Annotated in this window: 29 protein-coding genes; 28 read left to right on the top strand and 1 reads right to left on the bottom strand. The window is 49.3% G+C overall.

Annotation, left to right across the window (positions count from 1 at the left end; translation table 11 throughout):
• Positions 1-20 precede the first annotated feature (20 nt).
• The 27 genes from FIT99_RS11260 (at position 21) to xerD (ending at position 24,743) form a co-directional block, all read left to right on the top strand.
• Positions 21-2,618, top strand: a complete 2,598-nt coding sequence (locus FIT99_RS11260; protein WP_223261207.1) for a YbcC family protein — start codon at positions 21-23, stop codon at positions 2,616-2,618.
• A 532-nt stretch (positions 2,619-3,150) separates the two neighbouring features.
• Positions 3,151-3,657 (top strand): sigma-70 family RNA polymerase sigma factor, encoded by a 507-nt coding sequence (locus FIT99_RS11255; RefSeq protein WP_140004365.1) that lies wholly within the window; start codon positions 3,151-3,153, stop codon positions 3,655-3,657.
• Position 3,658: 1 nt separating this feature from the next.
• Positions 3,659-4,615, top strand: coding sequence for a FecR domain-containing protein (locus FIT99_RS11250; protein ID WP_140004364.1), 957 nt, complete (start codon positions 3,659-3,661; stop codon positions 4,613-4,615).
• A gap of 86 nt (positions 4,616-4,701) precedes the next feature.
• Entirely contained in the window at positions 4,702-7,152 is a 2,451-nt protein-coding gene (locus tag FIT99_RS11245; RefSeq protein ID WP_140004363.1) for a TonB-dependent siderophore receptor, read from the top strand.
• Positions 7,152-8,951, top strand: a complete 1,800-nt coding sequence (locus FIT99_RS11240; protein ID WP_140004362.1) for a DUF7453 family protein — start codon at positions 7,152-7,154, stop codon at positions 8,949-8,951. Before FIT99_RS11245 ends, FIT99_RS11240 begins: the two co-directional genes overlap by 1 nt.
• Positions 8,952-9,270: 319 nt before the next feature.
• The gene (locus FIT99_RS11235; RefSeq protein WP_140004361.1) at positions 9,271-9,783 is read left to right on the top strand and encodes a MarR family winged helix-turn-helix transcriptional regulator; all 513 of its coding nucleotides are present in this window, start codon (positions 9,271-9,273) and stop codon (positions 9,781-9,783) included.
• Positions 9,784-9,812: 29 nt separating this feature from the next.
• Positions 9,813-10,190, top strand: a complete 378-nt coding sequence (locus tag FIT99_RS11230; protein ID WP_140004360.1) for a YybH family protein — start codon at positions 9,813-9,815, stop codon at positions 10,188-10,190.
• 14 nt (positions 10,191-10,204) lie between these two features.
• Positions 10,205-11,110, top strand: a complete 906-nt coding sequence (locus tag FIT99_RS11225) for a DMT family transporter (RefSeq protein WP_140004359.1) — start codon at positions 10,205-10,207, stop codon at positions 11,108-11,110.
• 170 nt (positions 11,111-11,280) lie between these two features.
• Entirely contained in the window at positions 11,281-12,009 is a 729-nt protein-coding gene (locus tag FIT99_RS11220; RefSeq protein WP_140004358.1) for a YebC/PmpR family DNA-binding transcriptional regulator, read from the top strand.
• A gap of 42 nt (positions 12,010-12,051) precedes the next feature.
• Complete coding sequence (gene ruvC, locus FIT99_RS11215; protein ID WP_140004357.1) at positions 12,052-12,612, top strand: crossover junction endodeoxyribonuclease RuvC; 561 nt, start codon at positions 12,052-12,054, stop codon at positions 12,610-12,612.
• Complete coding sequence (gene ruvA, locus FIT99_RS11210; protein ID WP_140004356.1) at positions 12,609-13,184, top strand: Holliday junction branch migration protein RuvA; 576 nt, start codon at positions 12,609-12,611, stop codon at positions 13,182-13,184. The genes ruvC and ruvA overlap by 4 nt, the downstream gene beginning before the upstream one ends.
• Before the next feature lie 135 nt (positions 13,185-13,319).
• Entirely contained in the window at positions 13,320-14,366 is a 1,047-nt protein-coding gene (gene ruvB / locus FIT99_RS11205) for a Holliday junction branch migration DNA helicase RuvB (RefSeq protein ID WP_140004355.1), read from the top strand.
• Position 14,367: 1 nt separating this feature from the next.
• Entirely contained in the window at positions 14,368-14,763 is a 396-nt protein-coding gene (gene ybgC, locus FIT99_RS11200) for a tol-pal system-associated acyl-CoA thioesterase (protein WP_140004354.1), read from the top strand.
• Complete coding sequence (gene tolQ, locus FIT99_RS11195; protein WP_140004353.1) at positions 14,760-15,434, top strand: protein TolQ; 675 nt, start codon at positions 14,760-14,762, stop codon at positions 15,432-15,434. Before ybgC ends, tolQ begins: the two co-directional genes overlap by 4 nt.
• Positions 15,435-15,445: 11 nt before the next feature.
• On the top strand, positions 15,446-15,838 hold the full coding sequence (locus FIT99_RS11190) for a biopolymer transporter ExbD (RefSeq protein WP_140004352.1): 393 nt from the start codon (positions 15,446-15,448) through the stop codon (positions 15,836-15,838).
• Between the two features lie 33 nt (positions 15,839-15,871).
• A complete protein-coding gene (locus FIT99_RS11185; protein WP_223261206.1) occupies positions 15,872-16,690 on the top strand; it encodes a cell envelope integrity protein TolA in 819 nt (272 codons plus the stop codon).
• A 56-nt stretch (positions 16,691-16,746) separates the two neighbouring features.
• Entirely contained in the window at positions 16,747-18,084 is a 1,338-nt protein-coding gene (gene tolB, locus FIT99_RS11180; RefSeq protein WP_140004350.1) for a Tol-Pal system beta propeller repeat protein TolB, read from the top strand.
• Positions 18,085-18,130: 46 nt separating this feature from the next.
• Positions 18,131-18,685 (top strand): peptidoglycan-associated lipoprotein Pal, encoded by a 555-nt coding sequence (gene pal / locus FIT99_RS11175; RefSeq protein WP_140004349.1) that lies wholly within the window; start codon positions 18,131-18,133, stop codon positions 18,683-18,685.
• Positions 18,672-19,541: a YbgF trimerization domain-containing protein gene (locus FIT99_RS11170; protein WP_140004348.1), complete on the top strand. Its 870-nt coding sequence runs from the start codon at positions 18,672-18,674 to the stop codon at positions 19,539-19,541. The genes pal and FIT99_RS11170 overlap by 14 nt, the downstream gene beginning before the upstream one ends.
• Positions 19,542-19,611: 70 nt before the next feature.
• The gene (gene queE, locus FIT99_RS11165; protein WP_140004347.1) at positions 19,612-20,253 is read left to right on the top strand and encodes a 7-carboxy-7-deazaguanine synthase QueE; all 642 of its coding nucleotides are present in this window, start codon (positions 19,612-19,614) and stop codon (positions 20,251-20,253) included.
• A 2-nt stretch (positions 20,254-20,255) separates the two neighbouring features.
• The gene (gene queC / locus FIT99_RS11160) at positions 20,256-20,957 is read left to right on the top strand and encodes a 7-cyano-7-deazaguanine synthase QueC (RefSeq protein WP_140004346.1); all 702 of its coding nucleotides are present in this window, start codon (positions 20,256-20,258) and stop codon (positions 20,955-20,957) included.
• Positions 20,958-21,038: 81 nt separating this feature from the next.
• Positions 21,039-21,488: a 30S ribosomal protein S16 gene (gene rpsP / locus FIT99_RS11155; protein ID WP_140004345.1), complete on the top strand. Its 450-nt coding sequence runs from the start codon at positions 21,039-21,041 to the stop codon at positions 21,486-21,488.
• Between the two features lie 37 nt (positions 21,489-21,525).
• On the top strand, positions 21,526-22,062 hold the full coding sequence (gene rimM, locus FIT99_RS11150; RefSeq protein WP_223261205.1) for a ribosome maturation factor RimM: 537 nt from the start codon (positions 21,526-21,528) through the stop codon (positions 22,060-22,062).
• 18 nt (positions 22,063-22,080) lie between these two features.
• On the top strand, positions 22,081-22,815 hold the full coding sequence (gene trmD, locus FIT99_RS11145) for a tRNA (guanosine(37)-N1)-methyltransferase TrmD (protein ID WP_223261325.1): 735 nt from the start codon (positions 22,081-22,083) through the stop codon (positions 22,813-22,815).
• A gap of 32 nt (positions 22,816-22,847) precedes the next feature.
• Complete coding sequence (rplS, locus tag FIT99_RS11140) at positions 22,848-23,237, top strand: 50S ribosomal protein L19 (protein WP_019883633.1); 390 nt, start codon at positions 22,848-22,850, stop codon at positions 23,235-23,237.
• A 90-nt stretch (positions 23,238-23,327) separates the two neighbouring features.
• Positions 23,328-23,804, top strand: a complete 477-nt coding sequence (locus FIT99_RS11135; RefSeq protein ID WP_140004342.1) for a methylated-DNA--[protein]-cysteine S-methyltransferase — start codon at positions 23,328-23,330, stop codon at positions 23,802-23,804.
• Between the two features lie 30 nt (positions 23,805-23,834).
• Entirely contained in the window at positions 23,835-24,743 is a 909-nt protein-coding gene (xerD, locus tag FIT99_RS11130; RefSeq protein ID WP_396652213.1) for a site-specific tyrosine recombinase XerD, read from the top strand.
• A 37-nt stretch (positions 24,744-24,780) separates the two neighbouring features.
• Here xerD and folB read toward each other — a convergent pair whose 3' ends face one another.
• Complete coding sequence (gene folB, locus FIT99_RS11125; protein WP_140004340.1) at positions 24,781-25,131, bottom strand: dihydroneopterin aldolase; 351 nt, start codon at positions 25,129-25,131, stop codon at positions 24,781-24,783.
• Between the two features lie 110 nt (positions 25,132-25,241).
• Between folB and plsY the strand changes: the two genes are divergently transcribed.
• On the top strand, positions 25,242-25,853 hold the full coding sequence (gene plsY, locus FIT99_RS11120; protein ID WP_140004339.1) for a glycerol-3-phosphate 1-O-acyltransferase PlsY: 612 nt from the start codon (positions 25,242-25,244) through the stop codon (positions 25,851-25,853).

Below are 25,853 nucleotides of genomic sequence, written 5' to 3'. Positions count from 1 at the left end.
CATGCACTCAGGAGCCAACTATGTTTATTATTAATGACCATACTGCTGCAGAGGCAATGCATTCTTCAGCACTCGCTAAAGCGAGCCACAGTTTGCATCCTGACCAAATCGAACACGCTTGCCAGCAGGCTTGCCAGCAGATCGCACCTGCTTGGCCACTGGATCAGTCGATTGCGGTCAACCCACATTGGAAGCGCATACACCTACCAATACGCACGGTCGCTGCGCGGATGGCCGTGTTGGCGGACATGCAGATTTTTCCCTCGCGAGCCTATTTACTGCAAGCATGGGCGCAAGGGCGGGTTTGTGCAGAAGATCTGCAACTAGCCATGCAGCATCATGGTGTGCATGACAGCGTCGAAGATTTTGTGCAAGCACTGTCGCAGCCCGTGCGTAGCGCACATTTACCATTGCTGATTGATGTGTTAGATGATGATGCTGAACGCTTTCGTAGGTTATCTTGGCGAGATGCGATCACGCATCAGGTGAGCCAGACTTGCGCCGCCTATTTTGACCAAGATCAGTCCGGTTGGCAGCCCGCGCGCAGCGAGTGTCTGTATAGCTTCTGGCGGGATACACTGGTGCATGACCATGGCATAGGGACGCTCATGGGTCTGCCCCAGATTCATGATTTTCTCGACTACCTACCGCCTACGCGGCAACAAGCGGAGCGTTGGGTGGTGCAAATGCTGGGCTTGGAAGCATCAATGTTGGCTGATTACTTCGAAGCGGTGTTGTTGACGGTTAACGGATGGGCTTCCTGGTGCGCATACCTCGATTGGCAGGCCAAGCTCAATGGTCAATCTGATGACAGTTTGCGAGATTTGCTGGCTATCCGATTGGCTTGGGGCGTGATCGTCATGCAATGCAAAGGGTTGAATGCCTCGCATAGTGCCATCGCACTGGTGCGAAAAAAATGGCAGTCGGTTGACAGTCAGATTCAGGCGGCAGAGGAGTCGCTGCGCATCGATGAAATATGGCAACGTGCGCTCGATATTGGTTATCAGCGCGGTTTAGCGCAGCAGCTTGTACAGCCGATACCAGCCAGTGCAACCGACATCGCGCAGCCACCCACCTTGCAAGCCGCTTTTTGTATTGATGTTAGAAGCGAGCCGATGCGCAGAGCGCTTGAGGCCGTTGATCCAAGCATACACACCTTAGGCGTAGCCGGATTTTTTGGCTTGCCTGCGGCCTACCAACCGCTTGCATCGCGTCAGCAACGGCCGCAATTACCGGGCTTGCTCGCGCCCAAGCAGCTGATGGCAGACCGGGTGCTGACCAGAGTTTCTTCGCCGAACGCTGAAGATGCTGAAACCATTCAATGGCGTGATCTGAGTACACAGGTTGCGCAACAGCGGCAACGGCATTTTATGTTGGCAGACCAGGCCGCGCGCCTGACCCAATATCCCGGCGCGGCATTTTCAGTGGTTGAGACGGCTGGGCCACTGTTTCTGAAATCACTCTGGTCGATGGTGCGCCCGCGTCCACATCAACGTCAGGCCTTAGAGCATCAAGGCCTACCCACCAAGTATAAAAAAATCACCCGCCCCATGATGCAGCGAATGCCGGTCGATGCGCAGGCGCAACTGTGTGCAGGCATTCTGCAAAGCATGGGGTTCAAGCCACCGTTTGCGCCACTTGTCATGCTGGTCGGCCATGCAAGTCAGACCGCTAATAATGCGCATGCTTCCAGCCTGGATTGTGGCGCCTGTTGCGGGCAGTCGGGTGAGGCCAACACGCGCGCATTGGCCATGATGCTCAATGATCCGCAGGTACGTCAGGCACTTAGCCAGCACCACATTGATATTCCTGAGCAAACCAAGTTTATTGCGGCACTGCACAATACCACCACCCAAGACATTCAAGGCTTTGATCTTGATTTGCTGGATACGCACAGTCTGGCGCGCTGGCAAGCGGTGCAGCCATGGCTGCAACAGGCCGGACATCAGGTCAGGGCGCAGTTGCAAGCTACGCATCCAGCGTCATCCGAGCCAGTCCCGGTGAACGATATCGCCAGCCTATTTAAACATTTTATGATGCGCGCTAACGATGCGGCACAAGTGCGCCCAGAGTGGGGCTTGGCCAATAACGCGGCGTTTATTCTTGCCCCGCGAGCGCGTACACAGCACTTGAATTTAGCGGGTCGCGCATTTTTGCACGAATATGATGCCAGCCAAGACGCTGACGGCACCTTGCTAGAACAGCTTATGACGGCGCCCATGCTTGTGACACACTGGATCAACTGGCAATACCACGCCTCCACATGCGAGCCAGACCGATTAGGCTGTGGCAATAAATTGCTGCATAACGTGGTCGGTGGCCGCATCGGCGTGTTTGAGGGCAATGGCGGGGATTTGCGTATCGGCCTGTCTCGACAATCCCTGCACAATGGGCAACAGTGGATGCATGATCCAATCAGATTAACCGTCGTCATCGTCGCTACACGGGCGCGTATCCAAGCTATTATCGACAAACACGCAGTGCTCAAGCAACTGGTTTTGAATGGATGGTTGCATCTGTGGTGCGAAGAGCAAGGTGTGTTGTGGCGATGCCCGCATGACGCCATTGCTGACAGTGCGCCAACCGATCATGCTGGCTGGCAAGCATTGCCGCTTTAATGCAGGCCTTGTGCATACTGTATTAAGTGTGAGTGAAGTTAAGCGCATTTGGGGCTAGCTTTTCGCTGATGCTAGTGAGTAGAGTCTTTGGCGATAGGTGATTGAGTAAAAGATACGCTTGATTCAGTTTTAAAATCCAAGGCATTTTTATAACCAAATATTGATATTAAATTGTAGATAAGCATTTTTCTTGGCAAACAAGCGACTTGAGCACTACTAAAAATTCATGAATTAAGGAATGAATTTCAAATGATTGAACTTCGATCGTACAGGTCGAGCGAGGCTTTATCACTCCTTAGTTACTACAAAAAAATAAATTATTTGAATTGTTTTGGGTGAACGTGGCGGAGTGGTTGCTTTCAGCCATGCAAATAAAGAAGAGTTGGCTGAAAGCAATTTATTTTTATCAATATATGATTTTTCTCATTTAAAAACAGCTGTTTATATAATGGCTTGATTCTTGCAGGTTCGGGCTAATGGCGAGGTGAAACAAAACCCTCCAACGCAATTAGCCCAAACTTTTGGAATTCAAATGAGAGTTACGAACACGACTGCTAACGAAATGGTGAGCCAACTTTATGTTCATCATCATGGCTGGATTTTTAACTTTTTAAGAAGAAAGCTAGGCTGCACACAAGAGGCGGCAGATTTAACGCAGGACACATTCATAAAGGTCATGTGCAAAGATGACCTTAGGGACATGGCGCAACCCAGGGCATACATTACTCACATCGCCCATGGTGTGATGGTGAATCACGTCAGGCGAAAAGAAATTGAAAAGGCTTACTTGGCTTCTATCAGCGATCATCCCGAACCTGAATATTACTCACCTGAGACCAAAGCAATTATGTTGGAGACACTATTTTTAATAGATGAAATGCTCGATGGCCTCAATGCGAAGGTAAAAAGCGCTTTTCTGATGTCCCAACTGGAGGATTTAAGTCATATGGAAATTGCGCAGGCGCTTGGCGTGAGTGTGAGCTCTGTGCGCAAATATATTGCGAATGCTCTTTTGCATGTGTTGAGACACCGAGCCTGATATGACGGAGAACTCTGAACATTTAACGAGTGCTGTAGATTGGTACATAAAACTCACAGCTGAAGATGCGAGTCCTGAGGATCATCAAGCATGGATGGTTTGGATGAATCAAAGCCAACAAAATGCTGCTGCATGGGAAGAAATCAAAAGCACGCTAAATACATTCAAATCTATTCCCTCTGACATTGGCATGTCTGTACTCAATCGGAATAAAAACAAAGTAGATTTGTCTCGCCGGGCGACACTCAAGAATTTTGTAATATTTGCAGCGATATCCTTACCAGTCGGGCTGTTGATACATGAAGAATTAACGCCTGAATTTGAACAAAAGTATCTCACCAAAGTGGGGGAGAGAAAGCATGTTTTACTCGCAGATGGCTCCAGAATCATACTTAATACCAATAGTGTCATTACAGTTAATCTGACTAAATTGCAACGAAGTATTAAGCTGCATCAAGGGGAGATGCTCATCACTACTGGACATGCTCACGGCTTTGATAGCCCCCTTTTAATTGAAACTCCCGATGGTCACATTGAACCAATGGGCACCAGGTTCAATGTACGAAAATTTGATACTTTTACACGCGTATCGCTGTTTGAAGGGATGCTCAAAGTTAGGTCGAAAGACAACGACGTTAATTTTTATGTGCACCCTCAAGAGCAGGTAGACATCTACGCCATGGGGGTTGTGTCCAGTCCAACGCAGTGGATGCTCTCTGATGCCTGGTCAAACGGTTATGTTGAAGTGAATGATGTGCCTTTACAAACGTTGATTAATGAGCTGGCCAGATATAAGCAGGGTTTATTACTGTGTCATCCTGACATAAAGGACCTCAGGGTGTCGGGTACCTACTCCATTGATGATATTGACGCCTCTTTAAATGGCCTGACACAAACATTCCCGGTAAGAATTCAGCGCGCAACGCGTTTTTTGACGATGGTATTGCCTGACGTTTAGTTTTTTTACTAAATTTTTAAAAAAATATTGTCACTTTTGAGTTCTCGATTGGCATACACATGAGAACTGTATTTTAGGAGTGCAATATGAAAGTCAACCCAACATCTTCAATTCATCAATTTAAAAAGTCATCCATTCGTATTTTGGTTTCTTCGATGGTCACCTTGGCGTCACCTATATTTGCAGACACAGCATTGGCTGAAACGCCAGTGCGGTCTGCAGAGGTGAAAAAAGTATACAAGATCAAGTCAGGCGCATTGGATCATGCATTAACCACATTTGCCTCACAATCCGGCGTGGTGCTCGCATTCGATCCGGCATTAACGCAGCGTAAACAAACGTCGGGTTTGGATGGGTCGTATAGCTTGCAGCAGGGATTCGATGCACTGCTGCACGGTTATGATCTGGCGGTGGTCCCGGGGGAGGGTAATGTCTACAGATTGATAAAGATGGCCAGAAAAGACGTGGAGTTTGATGGAACATTACCAGAGGTGGTGGTGACTGAGGCAGTTAACACGCCGTCGGAAAACGATAGCACCAAATATTTACAAAAAAAAGCAAGTTCAACGTCGAGAATTCCGCTCACCATCAAAGAGTCACCGATGACGGTCACTGTTGTATCTAAAAAACTGATGGATGAATTTGCTGTTCGAGATTTATCAGATGCCGTGAAGGGGGTGGCCTCTGTCACGATGGATAATAAAAACGGTGGTCGACAACCTGCGTTGCGCTCCAGAGGTTTCTTGCTGGATGATACGAGCGCTTTTATGGTTGATGGTCAGCCGCTTCACGCATTGCTGGATCAACCTATGGAGCTCATGGAGCGAGTGGAGGTATTACGCGGCCCAAGTGGCGTTCAATATGGTCGAGGACGCGGCAGTGGCATTATCAATTTAATTCGCAAAAGACCTACGGAAGAAAATTTTGTATCGATAAAAGCTTCAGGCGGGTCTTGGGATTATAAACAGCTTCAACTGGACGCAGGTGGTCGGGTGGCTGACAACGAGAACCTAGGTTATCGGATTAATATTTCCAAAGAAGATAGCAACACTTTTAGGGATGATGTTTATCTGCAAAAAGATGTTGTTGGATTGGTGCTTGATGCAAAAATTACGGATGATCTGAAGTTAACTTTATTGGCTGACTATGTGAATCGTGATACTCCATGGGATCTTGGTCAGCAGTGGATAAACGGTAAGCCTGCTCCTGGTTTATCAAGACGCACTTATGACTTTTTGCCATGGACCAAAATGAATACGAGTAACTCCACTTTGGGTTATGAAGTGGATTGGAAATTGAACGATAATTGGAAGGTAAAGCACTTGTATACCTTCCAAGACTACAATACCGATCGACATATTTCAGGTAGAAGCGGCTTTAATGCATTGACTGGAAATTTTACGCCCACTGAATCGCGTGGCGTCACTGACGGTAAAAATCACTCCTTCATCTTGGACCTGCTAGGCGATAACACCCTGTTGGGCATGCGCCATAGAACCGTCCTTGGTTACCATCATGTAGATTTATCACTGGAGACAAGATCCTCTAACAATATTACATACACGGGTGTCACTAATAATATTTATAACCCGATCAGTGTCCCCCGCAGACCGCTCACCATGAGTGCATTTGAATCGACAACGGACAGTGTCTTTAAAGGTCTCTACGCAGAAGATTATATTGGCGTATTGCCTGACTTAAATTTGATGCTGGGGGTGAGGTATGACAAGTTTGAAGAGAGAACTGCGACCGCTGCTGCTGTGCCAGTGAGGGACGCTCGTAAGAACGACAAAGTGACGCCCAGAGTTGGCTTGGTTTATACCCCAATAGATGAAATAACCCTATACGGAAGTTATATGCGTGGGTTTGAACCCGGTGCGCGCGCGGCCTTAACTGTCGCCACAGGTATACCAGCCTTGAATGCGGGAGAGTTATTTGACCCCCAAGAAAGCGAGCAGTATGAGGTGGGTATCAAAACGAATTTGTTAGAGGATAAATTAGCATTGAATTTTGCGCTCTATGATTTGACCCGATCAAACCAGGTATTTACTGATCTTGTAGCAAGACGCTTCACGCTAATTGGTGAACAACGTACCAAAGGCTTTGAAACAGAATTGATTGGGCAAGTGACACCCGAATGGAGTATTTCGGCTTCATACGCTTACCTTGACAGTGAAACGGTTGAAGGTGCCGCAAACATTAAAGGGAAGAATCTTAATCTTGCGCCTAGGCATTCAACCAGACTATGGACTTCATACACATTTAATCATGGCATGCTTAAAAATTTGTCACTTTATGGTGGCATGTTTCAACAAAGTGATTCCTATGGTGATGCAGCCAATACTTTTACAGTAGAGGGATATACACGCTTTGATGCGGGTGCTAGTTATGCACATCAATTAGGCAGTAATAAAGCAATATGGCGATTAAATGTAGATAACATCACAGATAAAGTCTATTACATGGGGAACAACCAAGCCTCAATGTTGCCAGGTACACCTAGAAATGCCAGATTAAGCTTGGAGGTGTTGTTTTGATGAGCAGATTTAAGATTGCCCTCTTGGTGACACATTTTCTTCCGGTCTTGGTGTTAGCCGCTGAGGGACCTTTACCCGTCATAAATTTTGAATTGATTGCTGATGGAAGTGCGATATTCGCTGGCGAAGGCGGCAAGTTTAAAGACTTCAATTCGGCGCCCGTGATGGATGGAGATGCTATTTTCTTTGTTGCTACAAGAGAAAATGGGCTTCGTGGCATTTTTAGAAATCAGCGTGGCGCTACTCAAATGTTAGTAAGCTCTAATGGTGAGATTCCAGATGGGATAGGGAAGTTTACAAGTTTTGATTCTGCACCGATGGGGTCAGGAGAACAGCTGGTGTTCCGCGCTACCGGAAGCAACCATCAAGAAGGTATTTATTATTATGCAGATGGCAAAATCAGCAAAATAGTAGATACCAATACCCCAATGCCGCACGCGAATATACATTTTCAATCATTTAAACGTCCTGTGTTTGACGGCAAGACAGTTGTTTTTGTTGGGCGTGGATTTCAAAAGGCAGATGATACTTCTCGTAAATTTCAAGGGGCATACCAGTATGAAATTGAAACAAAAAAACTCAGTGTGATTGCTGATTGGGAGAGCAAAACTCCCGAACAATCCACCCTATTTGGAGAGATGGACGATGTGACTGTTAGTCATGATCAGATTATATTGACCGCGTCAGATGTGAATGGAAATACCGGTATTTATGTAAATAAACAAGGGCAGTTGGAAACCATAGTGGGTCATTCAACTCCACTTCCAAATACGCCCGGCTCCACTTTTTCTGGATTAAATGATGGCGCAGTCGAGCGTTCATTTAAAAATAAAAATTTTGCTTTTAAGACTGCATCAAAAGATAACAAGCAAAATGGCATCCATGCCTATATCGATGGCAAGTTAATCACCGTTGCAGATAACAAGGCGGAAATGGCTGGTGGCTCAGTAAGCTTTAGCGGATTTAGTAAACCTAATATTTACAACGATCGAGTATTTTTTATTGGGAAGAATCCACAAGGAGTTTCAAGTATCTATGCTTGGAAGAGTGGTGGCCGGTTTCCAGTCATTCACCCTGATATATTGCTTTCTGGAAAAAGACCTAAAGACTTCAATATGAGCTTAGAGTCAGCGTCTAATGATGCACTAGTCTTTCAGGTTTCGTTTGAAGATGGATCTAAAGCGATATACAAAGCACATTTAAGAGACGTCATGGGCAAAGTGGTATTGTTAGATACCTTGCATAGTAAGAGTCACGGTAGTGTTCAGGGAGGGAAATTTCTGGAGGGCGGCGGCTGGACAGTATTGAATGACAATGATCGGATCGTATGGAAGATCCCGCCAATGTCCTCGCATGGCTTACTCGAGGTCGATGTCACAAATTTTGACCCAAGAAGCCAGTTGACAGCTAACAAGAACATTTTTCTTGGTTTGTGGGGCACGTTATTTAACAATCATGAACGCATGAACCTGCCTGAGACAGATAATTGGGAGTTAAGGGTGGGTAAAGCGCATACTCAATTTAAGGTTGAATATCACGCAAGAGGATTTGGTAAGGCGACAGAGTGGGTCCCATTTGATGGCCCGTTTGATCCTAAACATACTTATCGGATACGCGTTGAGTGGAATAATGGCAGAGTCTCTACATGGGTGGATGACAAGGTGTTGCACTTCGATGGCTTGAGTTATGAAGCGATTGATAAATTCAATTATTTACACATCGGCACATCCAGTCATTTTGGAGGGGCCGCAACCATCGGTCCTGTATATTCAAATGTACGTATGGTTTCATTTGATTAAATCTAAATCATGCTTAATCGTTACAGGCTTTTTTTAAATTAATTCCTTCTTGCAGAACGGGTGAAGTCCAGTCTGCGCATATGGCACTCAGGTTTGGTGGCGCATATCACTAAACCAATGCGCCTTTTTATTCACTAAAGTTAAAACATAAAAGTCCCTCGCCATTTTTTAATGGGTCATTAAAGTGATGATTTAATGAGGATTTACGCGCCGCATTTAAATAAGCAAGGTGGATAGCGTTTATTTTTATCATGAATCATCTTCGAAGTCTCAATGATTATTTGACATAATTAGCTAGCTAACTATAATGTGACTAACTATGTTACAGCTTAGAGATCTCCCTACCCAAGAAGTCTTGCAACGGTTTGCGCAACGCTATCCGGCGGCAGACGTCACGGCGATTGCCAGTTTTTTAATGTTGTTGAGGGTAGCGACCGATTTGTCCGTCGCGTTAGACGCCTGCCTCAGTAAGCATGATTTGTTACAGGGACGCTGGTGGGTATTGATTTTGCTCATGCGCGAGGCGGATCTCACCTCTACCCCTTCTGTGCTGGCAGAAAAACTAGGCGTGACCCGGGCGACCATGACCGGTTTATTAGATGGCTTGGAGCAGGGCGGGCTGGTCAAGCGTGTGCTGGTGCCAGAGGATAGACGCAGCGTGAAGATTTGTTTAACGGAGGCGGGTCAAGCCAAGCTAGATGCGGTGATGCCCGATTACTACACGCGTTTACGATTATGTATGCAAGGCTTGAGTGCGCCGCAACGCAATGATTTGCAAGTGATTTTAGGTGTGATAGACCACGGAATGTCTGCCTGGGATTTTAATCAGTAATTTCAATTTATTTATCAAGGAGTTTCACCATGGCAAACGTTGTCGATACTTTAATCGCGTTGAATCAGCAATTTGATACCGCATTCAACAATAAAGATACCCAGGCGATTGCTGCCTTGTATGCGAGTGACGCGATTGTGATGCCAGCTCCCGCCGGTCAGGTGGTTAAAGGCCGACAGGCTGCTGCTGACTTTTTTGCTGGGTTGATTCAAGCGGGTGTGATTGAGCACCGTCTGACCATGACGGATGTGATCGTCAGCGATAGCATGGCTACCCAAACAGGCCTGTGGGCGGCGGCCATGGTCGGTGAAGATGGCGTGAAACAGCAGTTTGGCGGCAATGTTCAAGTTGTGTTTCAACAGCAGGCTGATGGTCAGTGGTTGGCTGTCACACACATCTGGAACTAACTCGGATAGTCAACATGGATCCATTGATCAAACAGCGCTCGCAGGCGCTCACCGCCTTGCTCGTACTCACCCTCATCTGGGGGTATAACTGGGTGGTGATGAAGAGTGCTTTGCAATATGCTGGGCCATTTCAGTTTGCAGCGATGCGTACCTTTTTTGGCGCTTTGGTCTTGTTTTTGGTGCTATACGTGACGCGTCGTCCGATGGGTTTGACTGCATTTCCGACCATGCTACTGCTGGGAATTTTGCAGAATGTGGGTTTTACGGGCGTCCTCATGTGGGCGCTAGTGGAGGGGGGCGCAGGTAAAACTGCGGTGCTAACCTACACCATGCCCTTTTGGACATTGCTATTTGCTTGGCCCATGCTGGGCGAGCGGGTACACGGTTGGCAGTGGTTGGCGGTCACCGCCGCAGTGTTGGGCATGCTGTTTATTTTTGACCCCCTGCACATCCGTGCCGATGGTTTTAGCATGATGCTAGCGGTGCTGTCGGGGGTGTCTTGGGCGTTATCTGCCATCATGACCAAGCAATTGCACCGTCGTCTACCAGCGTTGGATTTAATTAATCTGACCGCTTGGCCGATGTTATTGGGCTCGTTGCCCATGCTGTTGATTGCCTGGTGGGTGCCAGCTCCGCCTATTCAATGGGCGCCTTATCTGATTGGCGCAGTGATGTTCAATGTGATTTTGTGTGGCGCACTGGCTTGGTTGTTGTGGCTGTTTGCTCTGCAACGGTTGCCAGCGGGGGTTGCGAGTATGGCGTCGATGCTGGCGCCAGTGATTGGTGTGATCGCGGCCTGGATTCAGCTACACGAGGTGCCGGATGGCATGGAGTTGACCGGCATGGGATTAATTTTGTTTTCACTGACTTTAATTTCCATCTTGATGATGCGCCCAGCGCCGAAAGCAGTATCCACATAAACAAGCATTCTTTGGTAGAACACCTATTTTAAGGCCTGATTCATGCAGGCCTTTTTTACGTGGTGCGGTGGTGCGGGTGACGAATAGTGCTGCTAGCCCGGTCGGCGCCTGTGGTAAAATCAGGCGGTTAAAGAACCTTCATCCCGTGATTAAAAATACAAGGAAGCAACATGGCTGGACATAGTAAATGGGCCAATATTCAGCACCGCAAGGGCCGTCAAGATGCTAAACGTGGCAAAATCTTTACCAAATTGATCAAAGAAATCACTGTTTCTGCCCGCATGGGCGGCGGCGATACCGCGATGAACCCACGTTTGCGTGCGGCCGTGGCAGCGGCCAAAGAAGAAAACATGCCTTCAGATAACATCTCGCGAGCGATTAAAAAGGGTACCGGCGAACTCGAAGGGGTGAATTACGAAGAGATTCGTTATGAGGGCTATGGCATCAATGGCGCCGCCATCATTATTGATTGCCTGACCGATAATCGCCAACGTGCCGTGATGGACGTGCGCCATGCTTTGACCAAGCACGGCGGTAACTTAGGCACGGATGGCAGCGTGGCGTTTATGTTCAAGCATTGCGGTCAGCTGGTGTTTGAGCCGGGCGTGTCAGAGGACGCCGTGATGGAAGTTGCGCTCGAAGCTGGCGCCGAAGACGTGATTACAGATGAAGACGGCAGCATTGAGGTGATCACTGCGCCGGGCGAGTTTGTCACAGTCAAAGAAGCGCTAGAAGCCGCCGGATTAAAAGCTGTCATGGCACAAGTCACCATGAAATCACTCAATGAAGTGGTGTTCACTGGCGATGATGCAGTCAAAATGCAGAAAATTCTCGATATGCTGGAAGACTTAGATGATGTGCAGGATGTCTACACCTCTGCCGTGATTGAAGAGGCTTAATCTGTGCAATTTGCCGCTGGCAACTGGGCGCGCTTTTAAATCATGGCCGTACAACGAATTTTGGGCATCGACCCTGGTTTACGCATCACCGGTTTTGGGGTGATTGAGGCGGTGGACGGGAAATTGTCCTATGTGACCAGCGGCGTGATTAAAACCGCTTCGGCAAAAAAAGGCGTGCAGGGTGAGCCAGAAAAAGAAGCACTGCCCGAGCGGTTGAAGGTGATTCTCGATGGTTTGTTTGAGGTGATCGCTACGTATCAGCCGACGCAGGTGGCAATTGAAAAAGTCTTCGTGAACGTCAACCCACAATCCACACTGTTACTTGGTCAAGCCCGTGGCGCTGCAATTTCAGCCGCGGTGATCAAGCATTTGCCAGTGGCTGAGTATACTGCCTTGCAGGTCAAGCAATCGGTGGTCGGCAATGGCCATGCGCAAAAAGAGCAAGTGCAAGAGATGGTTAAGCGGCTACTTAAGTTACCGGCTACGCCCAGTCCTGATTCGGCAGATGCGCTGGCATGTGCGATATGCCATGCGCATGGTGGTCAAGGCTTGGGTGCTTTGGCGACGACCGGCTTTAGAGTAAAAAATGGAAGACTAATATGATTGCGCGTCTACAAGGTCGTTTGCTAGAGAAGTCGCCGCCACTGATTGTGATCGACTGCAGTGGCGTTGGCTACGAGGTGGAGGTGCCCATGAGCACGTTTTACAATCTGCCAGAGCTGGGCCAGCCGGTTCAAATATTGACACACATGGTGGTGCGTGAAGATGCGCAATTATTGTATGGTTTTGGCAGTGAGCAAGAGAAAAATACCTTTAAGCAATTGCTCAAAGTGAACGGCATTGGGGCCAAGTCAGCACTTTCGATTCTGAGTGGGGTTAGCGTCAATGATTTGATGTTGGCGGTGAGTCAGCAAGAAGTTGGGCTGCTCACGCGCATCCCCGGCATCGGTAAGAAAACCGCCGAGCGCTTGCTGCTTGAGCTGAAAGACAAATTTGTGGTGACTGGCTCGACCTCTGCGCAACCGGCGGCCAAAGCGGCAACGGACGATATTTTGAATGCATTGGTCGCGTTGGGCTACCATGAGCGAGAGGCCGCGGCGACCATGAAGTTGCTGGATACTGGCATCAGCGTCAGCGATGGTATTCGTCAGGCATTGAAATATCTCGCCAAGTGATCGCCACTGATCGCGCGGCAACTGATGCCATACTCAAAGGCTGCGTGTTATGATTACAAAAAATAACTTAGTTACCCCCCCGGCATGAGGCCACCTATTGTTTAGTGTTAGTTTGCACTTCATCGCCGATCACCCATGATAGAAACCGATAGACTCGTTGCGCCCGCTACTGTCAGCCCCCAAGAGGAGGCTTTGGAGCGTGCATTGCGCCCCAAGCAGCTCGATGAATACGTTGGCCAAGAGAAAGCGCGCGGCCAACTTGAAATATTCATCAATGCGGCGCGCGGTCGGCAAGAGGCGCTCGACCACGTGCTGCTGTTCGGGCCGCCGGGCCTCGGAAAAACCACGCTGGCTCACATTATCGCCAAAGAAATGGGTGTCAATTTGCGCATGACGTCTGGCCCAGTGCTGGAACGTGCCGGCGATTTAGCCGCCTTGTTGACCAATCTTGAGCCCAACGACGTCTTATTTATTGACGAAATTCACCGTCTGAGTCCGGTGGTAGAAGAGATTTTGTATCCAGCCATGGAAGACTACCGGCTGGATATCATGATTGGTGAAGGCCCGGCTGCGCGCAGTGTGCGCCTGGATCTGCCACCATTTACGCTGGTGGGTGCCACCACGCGTGCCGGCATGTTGACCAATCCTTTGCGTGATCGCTTCGGTATTGTGGCGCGCCTCGAATTTTACAGCCATGACGAGTTAGCCAAAATCGTCACGCGCTCGGCCAACTTACTTGAGGTGGAAATGCAGCAAGGTGGTGCCTCAGAAATTGCCCGTCGCGCCCGTGGCACGCCGCGTATCGCTAATCGATTATTGCGCCGAGTACGAGATTATGCCCAGGTAAAATCAGACGGAATCGTCACCGATAAGGTGGCGGACGCTGCCCTGAAAATGCTGGATGTGGATCAGCAAGGCCTGGATGTCATGGATCGCAAGTTGTTACAAGCGGTCGTCGAAAAGTTTGGCGGTGGCCCGGTTGGTTTGGATAATCTGGCAGCCGCCATAGGCGAGGAACGCGATACGATCGAAGATGTACTCGAGCCTTATTTGATCCAGCAAGGGTATTTGATGCGTACCCCGCGCGGGCGGGTGGCCACGCAGATGACCTATCAACATTTTGGTCTGAAAGCACCTGCCACATTGGCCCATGGTGCGCCATGGCAAGGGGACGCGCAATAGCATGTTTGAGTTTCCGGTGCGCGTTTATTATGAAGATACCGATGCCGGTGGGGTGGTCTACCACAGCCGTTACTTGAACTTTCTGGAGCGTGCCCGCACCGAATGGTTGCGTGCGGCAGGCTTTGCGCAGACCGCCTTGAGGCAGGAAGAACATGTGCTGTTTGTGGTGCACAGCATGCAACTGCAATTTAAAAAACCGGCCAAGCTAGATGAACAATTGAAGGTGGTTTCACACTTGATTGAGATGGGTCGCGGTAGCTTTAGTTGCCAGCAACTGATCAAGCGCGAAGAGACGATTTTATTACAGGCGGAGGTCAAAGTGGCCTGCGTCAATGCGGATTCATTTAAACCAACGGGTATTCCGGCCCGTATCAAAATTGCACTGGAGTCTTCATGAATGTAGCAAACGATATGTCGATTTTTACCCTGATCAGCGGGGCCAGTTTGCCAGTTCAACTGGTGATGCTGATTCTGCTGCTGACCTCACTGGTCTCTTGGTGGTATATCTTCATTAAAGTATTTTCGCTCAAAGCGGCCAATGAAAATGTGGATCAGTTTGAAGCCCAGTTTTGGTCTGGTGGCGACTTAAATGAGTTGTATGAGCGCATCACTGCAGGCCGCAAAACGCCGCAAGGCATGTCGAGTATTTTTCAAGCCGGCCTTAAAGAGTTTATTCGCTACAAACAGCAAAAAGACACTGAAGTCAGTGACGTGATGGAAGCGACGCGCCGGGCCATGCGCGCTGCTTACAACCGTGAATTAGATTATCTGGACGCACATTTGCCATTTTTGGCGTCAGTCGGTTCTGTCAGCCCTTATATTGGTTTGTTTGGCACAGTGTGGGGCATCATGAACGCGTTCCGTGGCTTGTCAAATGTTGCCCAAGCGACCTTGAGTCAGGTCGCGCCCGGCATTGCCGAAGCGTTGGTCGCCACCGCGATTGGCTTGTTTGCCGCGATTCCAGCCGTCATTGCCTACAACCGTTTTGCGGCGGGGGTGGATCGCTTGTCCGTGCGTTACGAGAGTTTTATCGAAGAATTTACCAACATTTTGCAGCGTAGAGCCTGATCGGAGTCCGCATGAGCAGAACGCGTAAACGGCGCATGATGAACCAGATTAACGTCGTGCCATACATTGACGTGACCTTAGTGTTGCTGGTGATTTTTATGGTGACCGCCCCGATGACCAACCCTGGTATGGTCGAGTTGCCTAAAGTGGGTCAAGCGCTCAAGCAGAGCGTTGATCCGATTGTGGTCACCGTGCAAAAAGAAGGTACTGTATTGATGGATGGTAAGGAAATGCAGCGCGATGACATGCTGGCATTGATCCGCACACGCTTGGCTGAAGCGGAAAAGCCGGTCGTGGTTTCAGCCGACAAAAACACGCCTTATGGTGAGGTGATTGCGGTCATGGATTTATTGAAGCAAGCGCAAGTGAATCAGGTTGGCTTGTTATTTCAAAACGAAAAGTAAGTCGTCGCTGATCTATCACAGATGAAAACCGTATTGTCCCCACATGATCAAGTCATACGCAAGCGTGCAGCCATATTGTCTGTGCTTATGCATGTGTTGCTATTTTGTAGCATGGTGTTTATGGTTGACTGGAAAGCCGTCCACGTGACCCCCAGTGTGATGGAGGCAACGCTATGGGATAGTTTACCCAGTAAGCAGCCAGCTAAGTCTGTCGTAAAGCCCATCGTAAAGCCTGTCGAACCACCTCCGCCAGCGCCTGAACCAGAACCCACACCACCTACGCCTAAGCCATCTGAGAAAGTGGTGGCGCCGACACCGCAAGTGAAACAAGCGGAACAAGCGGCCGATATTGCACTCAAAATGCAAGAGGATGAAAAAAAGCGCCTGCAAGAAGAAGACAAAAAGAAAGCACTTGAGCAGAAAAAACAAGAAGAAAAGCTGAAGAAGATACAAGAAGCGCTGCGTAAGCAAGAGGAAGAAGACAAGCTGAAAAAAATTCAGGATGCCTTACGCCAGCAAGACATGGATGCGCAACAATCTGCGGCCGCGGCGGCAGTCGATCCATCGGTCCTTGCCTACTATATGGGGCTGATGAAGCGCAAAATCACCAGTAGTATGAATGCTGGCTTGTGTCCGGTGTCTAATCCTGAGTTATTGGTAGATATTCAAATGACCAATTCGGGCGATATTTCAGGCATGCCCAAGATGGTCAAGGGTTCAGGCGATGCGGTTTGTGATGATGCCGTGGTGCGTGCCGTGTTAGCTGCAAAGCCGTTTGATTTGCCCGATGACCCCGCGGTACGCAGAAAAATGCTGGATCAAATTCGCCTCAAGTTTAAGCCGCGCGGCTAATCCGCCAATGACGTTGAGACGCCTTTTCGTTATAATTCATATATATAAGTGAACCAATGATTAAAATTGAGATGATGAACACTGTTGTAAAACACTTGTATCACGCCTTCGGCCATGTTTTTTTCGCCATTGCCTTGATGTGGGTGACGGCTTTGCCGGCACGTGCGGCCTTAGAGCTTGAAATCAGCGGCGGTAGCGCAATCCAGATTCCCATCGCCATTTTGCCGATGGCTGAATCGGCCAGCCCGCCATCGACGAGTCGCTTGCATGACATTATCAGCAATGACCTGCGCGGCAGTGGCATGTTTCGTATTATTAATACCAGCGGCATGCCAGCTTTGCCAACCAGCGCCTCACAAATCAAATATACCGACTGGACAGCGTTGAAAGCGCAAGGCTTGAGCTTGGGTGAAGTGCAACAAGCGGCAAATGGCAATATAAAAGTATCGGTGCAGGTGATGGACGTGCTGCGTCAGACGGCTTTGTTGCAATTAACGTATACGGTTTCACCGAGTCAATATCGACATGTCGCGCATCTGATTGCTGACCAGATCTATGAAAAATTCACCGGTCAACCCGGCGCGTTTGCTACCCGCATTGCGTATGTCACCAAGGTGGGTAAGCGCTTTACCCTGCAAATTGCAGACTATGATGGCTTTAACGCGCAAACGCTGGTGTCATCTAATGAGCCGATTATTTCTCCGGCTTGGTCGCCAGATGGCAGTAAAATGGCTTATGTGTCTTTTGAGAAAAAGAAACCGATTGTTTTTGTGCAATCACTGTACACTGGTGAACGTAAGATCGTCGCCAACTTTAAAGGGAACAACAGCGCGCCAGCTTGGTCACCTGATGGCAATAAATTGGCGGTGGTGCTGACCTATGGTGCCAATTCGCAGATTTATACGATTTCGGCGGATGGTTCTAATTTGCAACAAATCACTAAAAGTAGTGCCATCGACACCGAGCCAGCGTTTTCACCCGATGGCAGCGCCATCTACTTTAGCTCTGACCGCGGCGGTCGTCCGCAAATTTATAAAGTGTCAGCCACCGGTGGCACCCCTACCAGAGTGACTTTTGAAGGCGGTTATAATGTGAGTCCGCGTTTTTCGCCTGATGGTAAGTATCTAGCCTATATTCGCAACGACGGCGGCGCTTTTAAAGTAGCAGTACAGGATTTAGGCACTGGCGATGTGAAGTTGCTCAGTACCGGTTCGCAAGACGAATCACCCAGTTTTGCCCCCAATGCGCGTACCATTATGTATGCAACCCGCGTTGGCGGCAAAGGCACGCTAGCCACTGTCACGGTCGATGGTTTGGTCAGACAGCGTTTGTCAGAGGCAGGCGGAGATATTCGTGAACCTGCTTGGGGGCCTGCACAAGCAGCGCCCAAGTAGGCTATCCTTGGTCAATTTAATTAATCACTCATTTTAAGGAGAAAGTATGAACAAAACTATTTGGACAATTGCAGCGCTTGCGTTGGTGTTGACAGCTTGTAAAAGCACACCGATGAATCCAGCAAAAGTGGAAGATTCTAGCGTGACTCGCCCAATGGCAAATGCCAACAGCAATGCAGGCGCTGACAGTGCTGCAAACACAGACAAAATCAACATCAAAACAGTGGATGTGGATACCAGCAAAGACGAGTTGAGCGCGGCTGAGTTGGCAAAACGTCAAGTGTTCTTTGATTATGACAGCGATGCGATTCGTGAAGAGTACAAGGGTTTAGTCGCTAACCACGCTAAATACTTGGTTGCTCACCCGCAAACCAAAGTGGTGCTGCAAGGCAACACGGATGAGCGCGGTACACACGAGTACAACTTAGCATTGGGTCAACGTCGTTCTGTGGCTGTGAAAAACGCACTGAACGTGTTGGGCGTAAGCGACAGCCAAATCGAAACCGTGAGTTACGGTGAAGAGCGTTCTAAGCAAAATTGTGCTGACGACGGTTGCTTCCAGCAGGATCGTCGCGTAGACATCGTCTATGCAGGTCAGTAATTTGCGATTATTGTCTGCGCTACTTGCGTTGGGGCTGACTGTTTCAACAGTGAGCCACGCCGCGTTGTTTGACGACACAGAAGCCAGAAAACGTATTCTGGAACTGGAAAACAAACAAACGGCCGAGCATGATGCGCAACAAAAAGCGATCACCGATCTAAGCCGTGTCCAGCAATCGCTGGACCGGCGCGTACAAAGCCTGGAAGCGCTGATCAACGGCAAAGGTTTGCTGGATATGCAAAACCAGCTTGAACAGATTCGGCAAGATGTGGCCCAACTCAAAGGGGATCTTGAGGTGGTGACACATCAGCTGGACGAGTTGCGTAACAAGCAAAATGCTTCATATACAGATCTTGATACGCGGGTACGCAAGCTCGAAACGCTGGCGCAGTCTGTGACGAATGGGCAAATGCCATCGGCGTCGAACGGCGCTGGCAGCCCAGCCAGCACAGATGTGAAAGCCGATGTTTCGCAGCAAGAGTCGACGGCTTTCGCTGAAGCAGATGCGCTCAATCAGGCAGGCAAATACAAAGAGGCATTTAATGCCTATGATGCCTTTTTGAAAAGCTACTCTGCGAGCAAATTAGCCCCAGATGCACTGTACGGGATGGGTTATACGCAGTTTGCGCTGAAAAGCTACAAGTCGTCCGCGGCAACGCAGCAGAAGTTTCTTGATAGCTATGCATCGCATCCGTTGGCTGCCAACGCAATGATGAGTTTGGCTAACAGTCAGATTCAGCTGGGCCAGATTCCTGCGGCTAAAAAAACTTTGAAAGACTTGATTGCGAACTATCCATCGGCAGAAGTGACGCCGAGTGCGCAAAAACGTCTCAAAGTGCTCGAAACGATCAAATAGCAGAATTTCGCGAGTTCGGCGATAATAGCGGGCAGATAGTCATATCTGCCCGTTTACTTTTTACACTCAGATGACCTCACTCCGAATTTTCGAAATTTTTTACTCATTGCAGGGCGAAAGCTCGCGCGTTGGCCTGCCCACCATTTTTATTCGCTTGGTCGGGTGTCCCTTGCGTTGCGGATATTGTGATACCGAATATGCCTTTAAAGGCGGGAGCGTGATGCCGCTTGAGCAAATCATGGCGCAGATTGCCGTGTATGACACGCCTTATGTCTGTGTCACTGGCGGTGAGCCGCTGGCACAAAAAGCGTGTATCGAGTTGCTGACCAAGTTGGCTGACACCGGCTATCAAGTGTCACTCGAAACCAGTGGCGCGATCGATATCGCCGCCGTAGATAAACGCGTCAAAGTGGTGATGGATATCAAAACACCAGGGTCTGGTGAGGTGGAAAAAAATCGCTGGGAGAATCTACCTTTACTCAAGGCGGGCGATGAGGTGAAGTGGGTGATTTGTAGCCGTGAAGACTATGACTGGGCCAAGCAAGTCTTGCAAAAAGAGACGTTCCCTGCCGGCTGCGACCAGTTATTTTCACCGAGCTTTCATGATGTCAGTGGCGACACATTGGCCAGCTGGATTTTGCAAGATCATTTAAAAGTACGCATGCAACTGCAATTACACAAGATTCTCTGGGGCGAAAAGCAAGGAGTATAAGGTTGGTCGCATCAAATAAACCCAAAGCCGTTATTTTGTTGTCTGGTGGATTAGATTCCACTACCGTATTGGCGATTGCCAAGTCACAAGGCTACGATAGTTATTGTTTGAGTCTCGATTATCATCAGCGGCACAATGTAGAATTGCTCGCCGCAAAACGGGTGGCTGCAGCCTTGGGAGCGGTTGAACACAAAACGGTGCAACTCGATCTTTCGCTATTTGGCGGCTCTGCGTTGACTGATAATGCGATCGCCGTGCCCGAGCATGAAACGCAAGGCATCCCTGTCACTTATGTGCCAGCACGCAATACGATTATGCTTTCCTTGGCGTTGGCCTGGGCAGAGGTGCTGCAAGCACGCGATATTTTCATCGGCGTCAATGCGCTTGATTATTCTGGTTATCCTGATTGTCGTACTGAATATGTAAAAGCTTTTCAGCAAATGGCCAATTTGGCTACCAAAGCAGCGGTAGAAGGTCAAACCATTACCGTGCATGCGCCATTGATTGATATGACGAAGGCAGATATCATTCGCGCCGGCGATGCTTTAGGGGTGGATTATGGCCTGACGGTATCCTGTTATCAGGCCAATCAGCAAGGGGTGGCCTGTGGGGTTTGCGATTCCTGCCGATTCCGTAAAGCGGGATTTACACAAGCCGGCGTAGTGGACCCTACCCCTTATCTAACTACCATTTCTGCAAAGTGAAAAACACTTGCCATGCTTGAATAATATCAAGTATAATCCGCGCCTTTCTGCAAAGAAATTCAATTTTAAGAGAACAAGATTATGGTCGTTATTCGTTTATCACGTGGTGGCTCCAAAAAGAACCCGTTTTACAGCGTAGTTGTGGCAGAGTCCCGCAACCGTCGTGACGGTCGTTTTATCGAGCGCGTTGGTTTCTACAATCCATCTGCACGCGCTGGCGCTGAAGGCTTGCGTATCGATGAAGCACGTACACAATACTGGGTGGACAACGGTGCACAACTGTCTGACACGGTTGCTCGTTTGGTAAAATTCCACGCTAAAGGCGCTGAAGGTATGGCTGCTGTTAAAGCCAAAGAAGTTGCCAAAGCCGAAGCTGCGAAAGAAAAAGCAATCGCTGAAGCCGCTGCTAAATTGAAAGCAGAAGCTGACGCTGCTGCTGCAGAAGCAGCCGCAAAAGCGAAAGCTGACGCAGATGCCGCCGCCGCAGCTGCTGCAGAAGCCGCTGCCGCTGAAGCGCCAGCTGCTGAGTAATTGTTTCAGCGCCTAAATTCAAATGGCGTTTGAAAATATGGTTGTGATGGGGCGCATCGTCGCCCCATATGGCGTTTTTGGTTGGCTAAAAGTGTTACCAGACACAGAGTCTTTAGACGGATTACTCGACTACAAGGCTTGGTGGGTGGGTAAAGCGCCAAACTGGCGAGAAGTCTCTGTTGAGCAGGCCAAGCTGCATAATGATGTGCTGTTGATCAAGCTCGCAGGCGTGAGTGATCGCGATGCAGCCTTCGCGATGAAAGGTCAACAAATCGCGGTGCCGCGTGCCGATTTGCCAGCGCCTGAAGAAGGTGAGTATTACTGGTCTGATTTAATTGGTTTGACCGTGACCAACACCGCAGGCATTGGCTTTGGCAAAATCACGCAAGTGTTTGAAACCGGCGCCAACGATGTGCTGGTGGTGCGGGAAGAACAGCCCACAAGCGTCAAAGGCAAAGATGGCAAGCTGCACGAGGAATACCGCGAGCGCTTGATACCGTTTACCAATGATGCGGTCCCTGAAGTCAATCTGCAAGCTGGCACGGTGCTGGTGGATTGGGATGCAGATTTTTAGCGTAAAGAGGCGCTCATGATGCAAATTGAAGTCATCAGTTTGTTTCCTGAGATGTTCGCAGCACTGACGGAACATGGTATTACCAGCCGGGCTAAACAGCGCGGCCTGTACCAGTTGCAGCTGACGAATCCGCGGCAGTATACGCAAGATGTGCACCACACAGTGGATGATCGGCCTTATGGCGGTGGCCCTGGCATGGTGATGTTAGCCCAGCCCTTGGCAGCCGCGATTAGTGATGCGAAAGCGCGACTAGTGGCGCAGGGATTAAGCCCCAGAGTGATTCATTTGTCACCGCGTGGCCAGCCGCTGACGCACGAAAAAGTGCTGCAGCTCAAAGAATATGAGGGATTGGTGTTGTTGGCCAGTCGCTATGAAGGCGTTGACCAGCGTGTGCTGGAGTCATTGGTGGATGAAGAAATCTCTATCGGTGATTATGTATTAAGTGGTGGTGAGTTACCCGCCATGGTGTTGCTGGATGCAATCATCCGCCAATTACCCGGGGCCTTGGGTGATGAAGATTCTGCGCAGGAAGATTCTTTTGTAAATGGTCTGCTTGATTATCCGCATTACACGCGGCCTGAAGAATTTGAAGGATTAAAGGTGCCTGAAGTATTACTTTCAGGGCACCATGAAAAGATTAGACAATGGCGATTACAACAATCGCTACTGCTAACCAGGGCAAAACGCCCTGATTTATTGGCCGCGAGGCCGTTGACGAAAGAAGAGGCTAGGCTACTCAAAGATGTGGAGTAGGAACGAGCTCTTTACAATTAAAAGGAACTGACATGGCAGACATTATTAAGATGTTAGAGCAAGAAGAAATTGCTCGTTTGAATAAAACCATCCCTAGCTTTGCACCTGGTGATACCGTAATTGTGGGTGTAAACGTGGTTGAAGGTACACGTAAACGTGTGCAGGCTTACGAAGGTGTGGTAATCGCTAAGCGTAACAGAGGCCTGAACTCCTCATTTATCGTGCGTAAAATCTCTTCAGGTGAAGGCGTTGAGCGTACATTCCAGACTTACTCCCCACAAATCGCTTCTATCGAAGTGAAGCGTCGTGGTGATGTGCGTCGTGCGAAATTGTATTACTTGCGTGAGCGTTCAGGTAAATCTGCACGTATTAAAGAAAAATTGGTTGCTCGCGAGAAAGACATCGCAGCAAACAACGGTTAATTTAATCGTCGCAGTCAAAAACCCGGATGTTACTCCGGGTTTTTTTATTGCCGGTTGCAGCTTGCCCAGGATTGCAGTTTAATAGCCTGCATGAATCACTCTGATGATGAAATAGATGCTTTGATCCCCGCGCCTTTTGGATTTCTGGCGGTGCGGTATGGCGCTGAAGGCGTCAGCGTGCAATTTTTGCAGCAGGCGTTGCCGATCAAAAGCAAACCAGATCCGCGCGCTTGTCCCATTGCGGAGCAAGTGGCTGCCTATTTGCAAGATCCTCATACACCATTAGTGCCAATACCAAGTCATGTGGGTACGCCTTTTCAGCAGCGGGTATGGCAGGCGATGCGTGAGATTCCAGTCGGGGAAACACGCTCTTATGGTCAACTGGCCAGCAGCGTGCAATCCGGGCCGCGCGCGGTAGCGAACGCCTGTGGTGCCAATCCAGTGCCACTATTTAATCCTTGTCACCGCGTCGTCGCCAGCCAGGGTTTGGGTGGATTTATGCAAGGCATAGACGGCGGTCTTGAAATTAAGCGCTGGCTATTGGCGCATGAACAGCGCAAGCCATAAAGGACCTAGATGCGGCAACAGAAACCGCTTGTGAAGCAAGCAGCAGGGACGAGTCATGGGGCGCCCGAGATTGATACATTTATTGACCAGCTTTGGCTCGAAGATGGTTTGTCGCCGAATACCCTGTCTAGTTACCGCAATGATTTAAAGGGCTTTGCTGGGTGGTGTGGCGAGCAGTCGCTGACGCTCAGGCAAATACAAGCGCATCACGTGCAGGCCTACTTGGCCTATCGTTTTCCGTTGGTCAAAGTGCGAAGCATTAACCGTTTGATTGCGACTTTGCGTCGCTTTTATCGCTATGCGTTGTTAGAGCGGCTGATCCAGCAGGATCCGACCTTGCATATTGAGGCGCCAAAAATGCCTAAATCCTTGCCCAAAACGCTGAGCGAGGCGCAAGTGGAAGACTTGCTGCATGCGCCGGATGTCAATGCGGCATTGGGTTTGCGTGACCGCGCCATGTTGGAATTGCTGTATGCGAGTGGTCTGCGAGTGTCTGAGCTAGTGAATATTCGTATCGCCGAAGTCAGCACGCAAGACGGTGTTGTGCGGGTGACTGGCAAAGGCAGTAAAACGCGACTGGTCCCGATGGGACAAGAAGCCGCGGAGTGGATAGACCGTTATCTGACGGTTGCGCGCCCTGACATTTTAAAAGGCGCGTTGAGTGATGCCGTATTTGTCACCACGCGAGGGGCGGCGATGACACGGCACGCTTTCTGGCACCTTATTCAACGCTATGCCTTGCAAGCGGGTATCTCGCAACATATCAGCCCGCATGTTTTACGCCATGCTTTCGCTACCCATTTGTTAAACCACGGTGCGGACCTGCGCGTGGTGCAGATGCTGCTCGGACATGCAGACATCTCGACTACACAAATTTATACGCATGTGGCCAGAGAGCGTTTGCAACAGTTACATAAAGTGCATCATCCCAGAGGTTGATGGCGATCAGGCCAGCGCAAGCGCTGCTTTGTGTGACCTACGCAGACCGGTAGATCGAAATTCCCAACGCTTTTAAGCCGGGCAAAATACCAGGTTTGCTGACTTTTAACTGCACATTTTGCGCCTTGAACTCTTGCAGAATCAGCTGGCACACGTGCTCGCCGAGTGCTTCTACCAATTTAAAACTGTGTTCGGCCAACGTCTCGCGGATGCGGGCAACGACGCGGCCATAATCAATGGTGTCTTCAATGGCATCCGTGCGACAGGCATGGGTGAAGTCATAGCCAATTTCAATGTCCAGAATGATGGTTTGCGGCACGGTGCGCTCCCAGTCTGGCACGCCAAGTTTGGTTTGTACTTTGACTTGTTCTAGAAAAATTGTGTCCATGAATCGATGTCCTTTTATTTCCGCACAAGCCGGAATCCAGTATGATTCGGCATCATACAACATCGTGCAGTGGCTGGCATAAGCGGCTGCATTACCTTGGGATTTTAAGCATGAACGAAATTGGGTTTGACATTGAAGCGCTGGTTTGGATTGTGGCAGCGTATTTAATCGGGTCGATTGCCTTTGGCATTATCATCAGCAAGCTCTATCGCCTGCCAGACCCACGCACCGTGGGTAGCGGCAATATTGGCGCGACCAATGTCGCGCGTAGCGGTAAAAAATCAGCAGCAATACTCACATTGCTCGGCGATGCGTTTAAAGGCTGGCTCCCGGTATGGCTGGCATTGCACGCGGGCATGTTAATGGATGTGGTCGCACTGGTCGGCTTGGCAGTGTTTCTCGGGCATTTGTTTCCGCTATATCACAAGTTTAAGGGCGGTAAAGGGGTTGCCACTGCTTTGGGCGTGATGATTGCTTTTTCTGGCTGGTTGGCGCTTAGCGTGCTTGCGGTGTGGCTGTTGGTGTTTGCAGTGAGCCGCATTTCATCTTTGTCTGCGCTGGTCGCGGCAGCGTTGTCGCCGCTGATTGCATGGCAGTTTCTATCGCCCTATCCCGTCTATGTGGCGGTGGTCGTGGTCATGGCTGCCTGTTTAATTATTCGCCATCAATCCAATATTGAAAAGCTGCTGGCAGGCACAGAAACACGATTTGGCAAAAAGTGA

Origin of the sequence: Methylophilus medardicus (genome assembly GCF_006363955.1) — a bacterium.
In the GTDB taxonomy this organism is placed as follows: Bacteria; Pseudomonadota; Gammaproteobacteria; order Burkholderiales; family Methylophilaceae; genus Methylophilus; species Methylophilus medardensis.
Note: the sequence above shows the minus strand (reverse complement) of the source record. Positions and strands in the feature narration are given on the sequence as shown.

Coding starts and splice junctions, on each gene's coding strand:
- FIT99_RS11260 (WP_223261207.1), top strand. CDS start 21: ATGTTTATTATTAATGACCATACTGCTGCAGAGGCAATGCATTCTTCA.
- FIT99_RS11255 (WP_140004365.1), top strand. CDS start 3,151: ATGAGAGTTACGAACACGACTGCTAACGAAATGGTGAGCCAACTTTAT.
- FIT99_RS11250 (WP_140004364.1), top strand. CDS start 3,659: ATGACGGAGAACTCTGAACATTTAACGAGTGCTGTAGATTGGTACATA.
- FIT99_RS11245 (WP_140004363.1), top strand. CDS start 4,702: ATGAAAGTCAACCCAACATCTTCAATTCATCAATTTAAAAAGTCATCC.
- FIT99_RS11240 (WP_140004362.1), top strand. CDS start 7,152: ATGAGCAGATTTAAGATTGCCCTCTTGGTGACACATTTTCTTCCGGTC.
- FIT99_RS11235 (WP_140004361.1), top strand. CDS start 9,271: ATGTTACAGCTTAGAGATCTCCCTACCCAAGAAGTCTTGCAACGGTTT.
- FIT99_RS11230 (WP_140004360.1), top strand. CDS start 9,813: ATGGCAAACGTTGTCGATACTTTAATCGCGTTGAATCAGCAATTTGAT.
- FIT99_RS11225 (WP_140004359.1), top strand. CDS start 10,205: ATGGATCCATTGATCAAACAGCGCTCGCAGGCGCTCACCGCCTTGCTC.
- FIT99_RS11220 (WP_140004358.1), top strand. CDS start 11,281: ATGGCTGGACATAGTAAATGGGCCAATATTCAGCACCGCAAGGGCCGT.
- ruvC (WP_140004357.1), top strand. CDS start 12,052: ATGGCCGTACAACGAATTTTGGGCATCGACCCTGGTTTACGCATCACC.
- ruvA (WP_140004356.1), top strand. CDS start 12,609: ATGATTGCGCGTCTACAAGGTCGTTTGCTAGAGAAGTCGCCGCCACTG.
- ruvB (WP_140004355.1), top strand. CDS start 13,320: ATGATAGAAACCGATAGACTCGTTGCGCCCGCTACTGTCAGCCCCCAA.
- ybgC (WP_140004354.1), top strand. CDS start 14,368: ATGTTTGAGTTTCCGGTGCGCGTTTATTATGAAGATACCGATGCCGGT.
- tolQ (WP_140004353.1), top strand. CDS start 14,760: ATGAATGTAGCAAACGATATGTCGATTTTTACCCTGATCAGCGGGGCC.
- FIT99_RS11190 (WP_140004352.1), top strand. CDS start 15,446: ATGAGCAGAACGCGTAAACGGCGCATGATGAACCAGATTAACGTCGTG.
- tolB (WP_140004350.1), top strand. CDS start 16,747: ATGATTAAAATTGAGATGATGAACACTGTTGTAAAACACTTGTATCAC.
- pal (WP_140004349.1), top strand. CDS start 18,131: ATGAACAAAACTATTTGGACAATTGCAGCGCTTGCGTTGGTGTTGACA.
- FIT99_RS11170 (WP_140004348.1), top strand. CDS start 18,672: ATGCAGGTCAGTAATTTGCGATTATTGTCTGCGCTACTTGCGTTGGGG.
- queE (WP_140004347.1), top strand. CDS start 19,612: ATGACCTCACTCCGAATTTTCGAAATTTTTTACTCATTGCAGGGCGAA.
- rpsP (WP_140004345.1), top strand. CDS start 21,039: ATGGTCGTTATTCGTTTATCACGTGGTGGCTCCAAAAAGAACCCGTTT.
- rimM (WP_223261205.1), top strand. CDS start 21,526: ATGGTTGTGATGGGGCGCATCGTCGCCCCATATGGCGTTTTTGGTTGG.
- trmD (WP_223261325.1), top strand. CDS start 22,081: ATGCAAATTGAAGTCATCAGTTTGTTTCCTGAGATGTTCGCAGCACTG.
- rplS (WP_019883633.1), top strand. CDS start 22,848: ATGGCAGACATTATTAAGATGTTAGAGCAAGAAGAAATTGCTCGTTTG.
- FIT99_RS11135 (WP_140004342.1), top strand. CDS start 23,328: ATGAATCACTCTGATGATGAAATAGATGCTTTGATCCCCGCGCCTTTT.
- folB (WP_140004340.1), bottom strand. CDS start 25,131: ATGGACACAATTTTTCTAGAACAAGTCAAAGTACAAACCAAACTTGGC.
- plsY (WP_140004339.1), top strand. CDS start 25,242: ATGAACGAAATTGGGTTTGACATTGAAGCGCTGGTTTGGATTGTGGCA.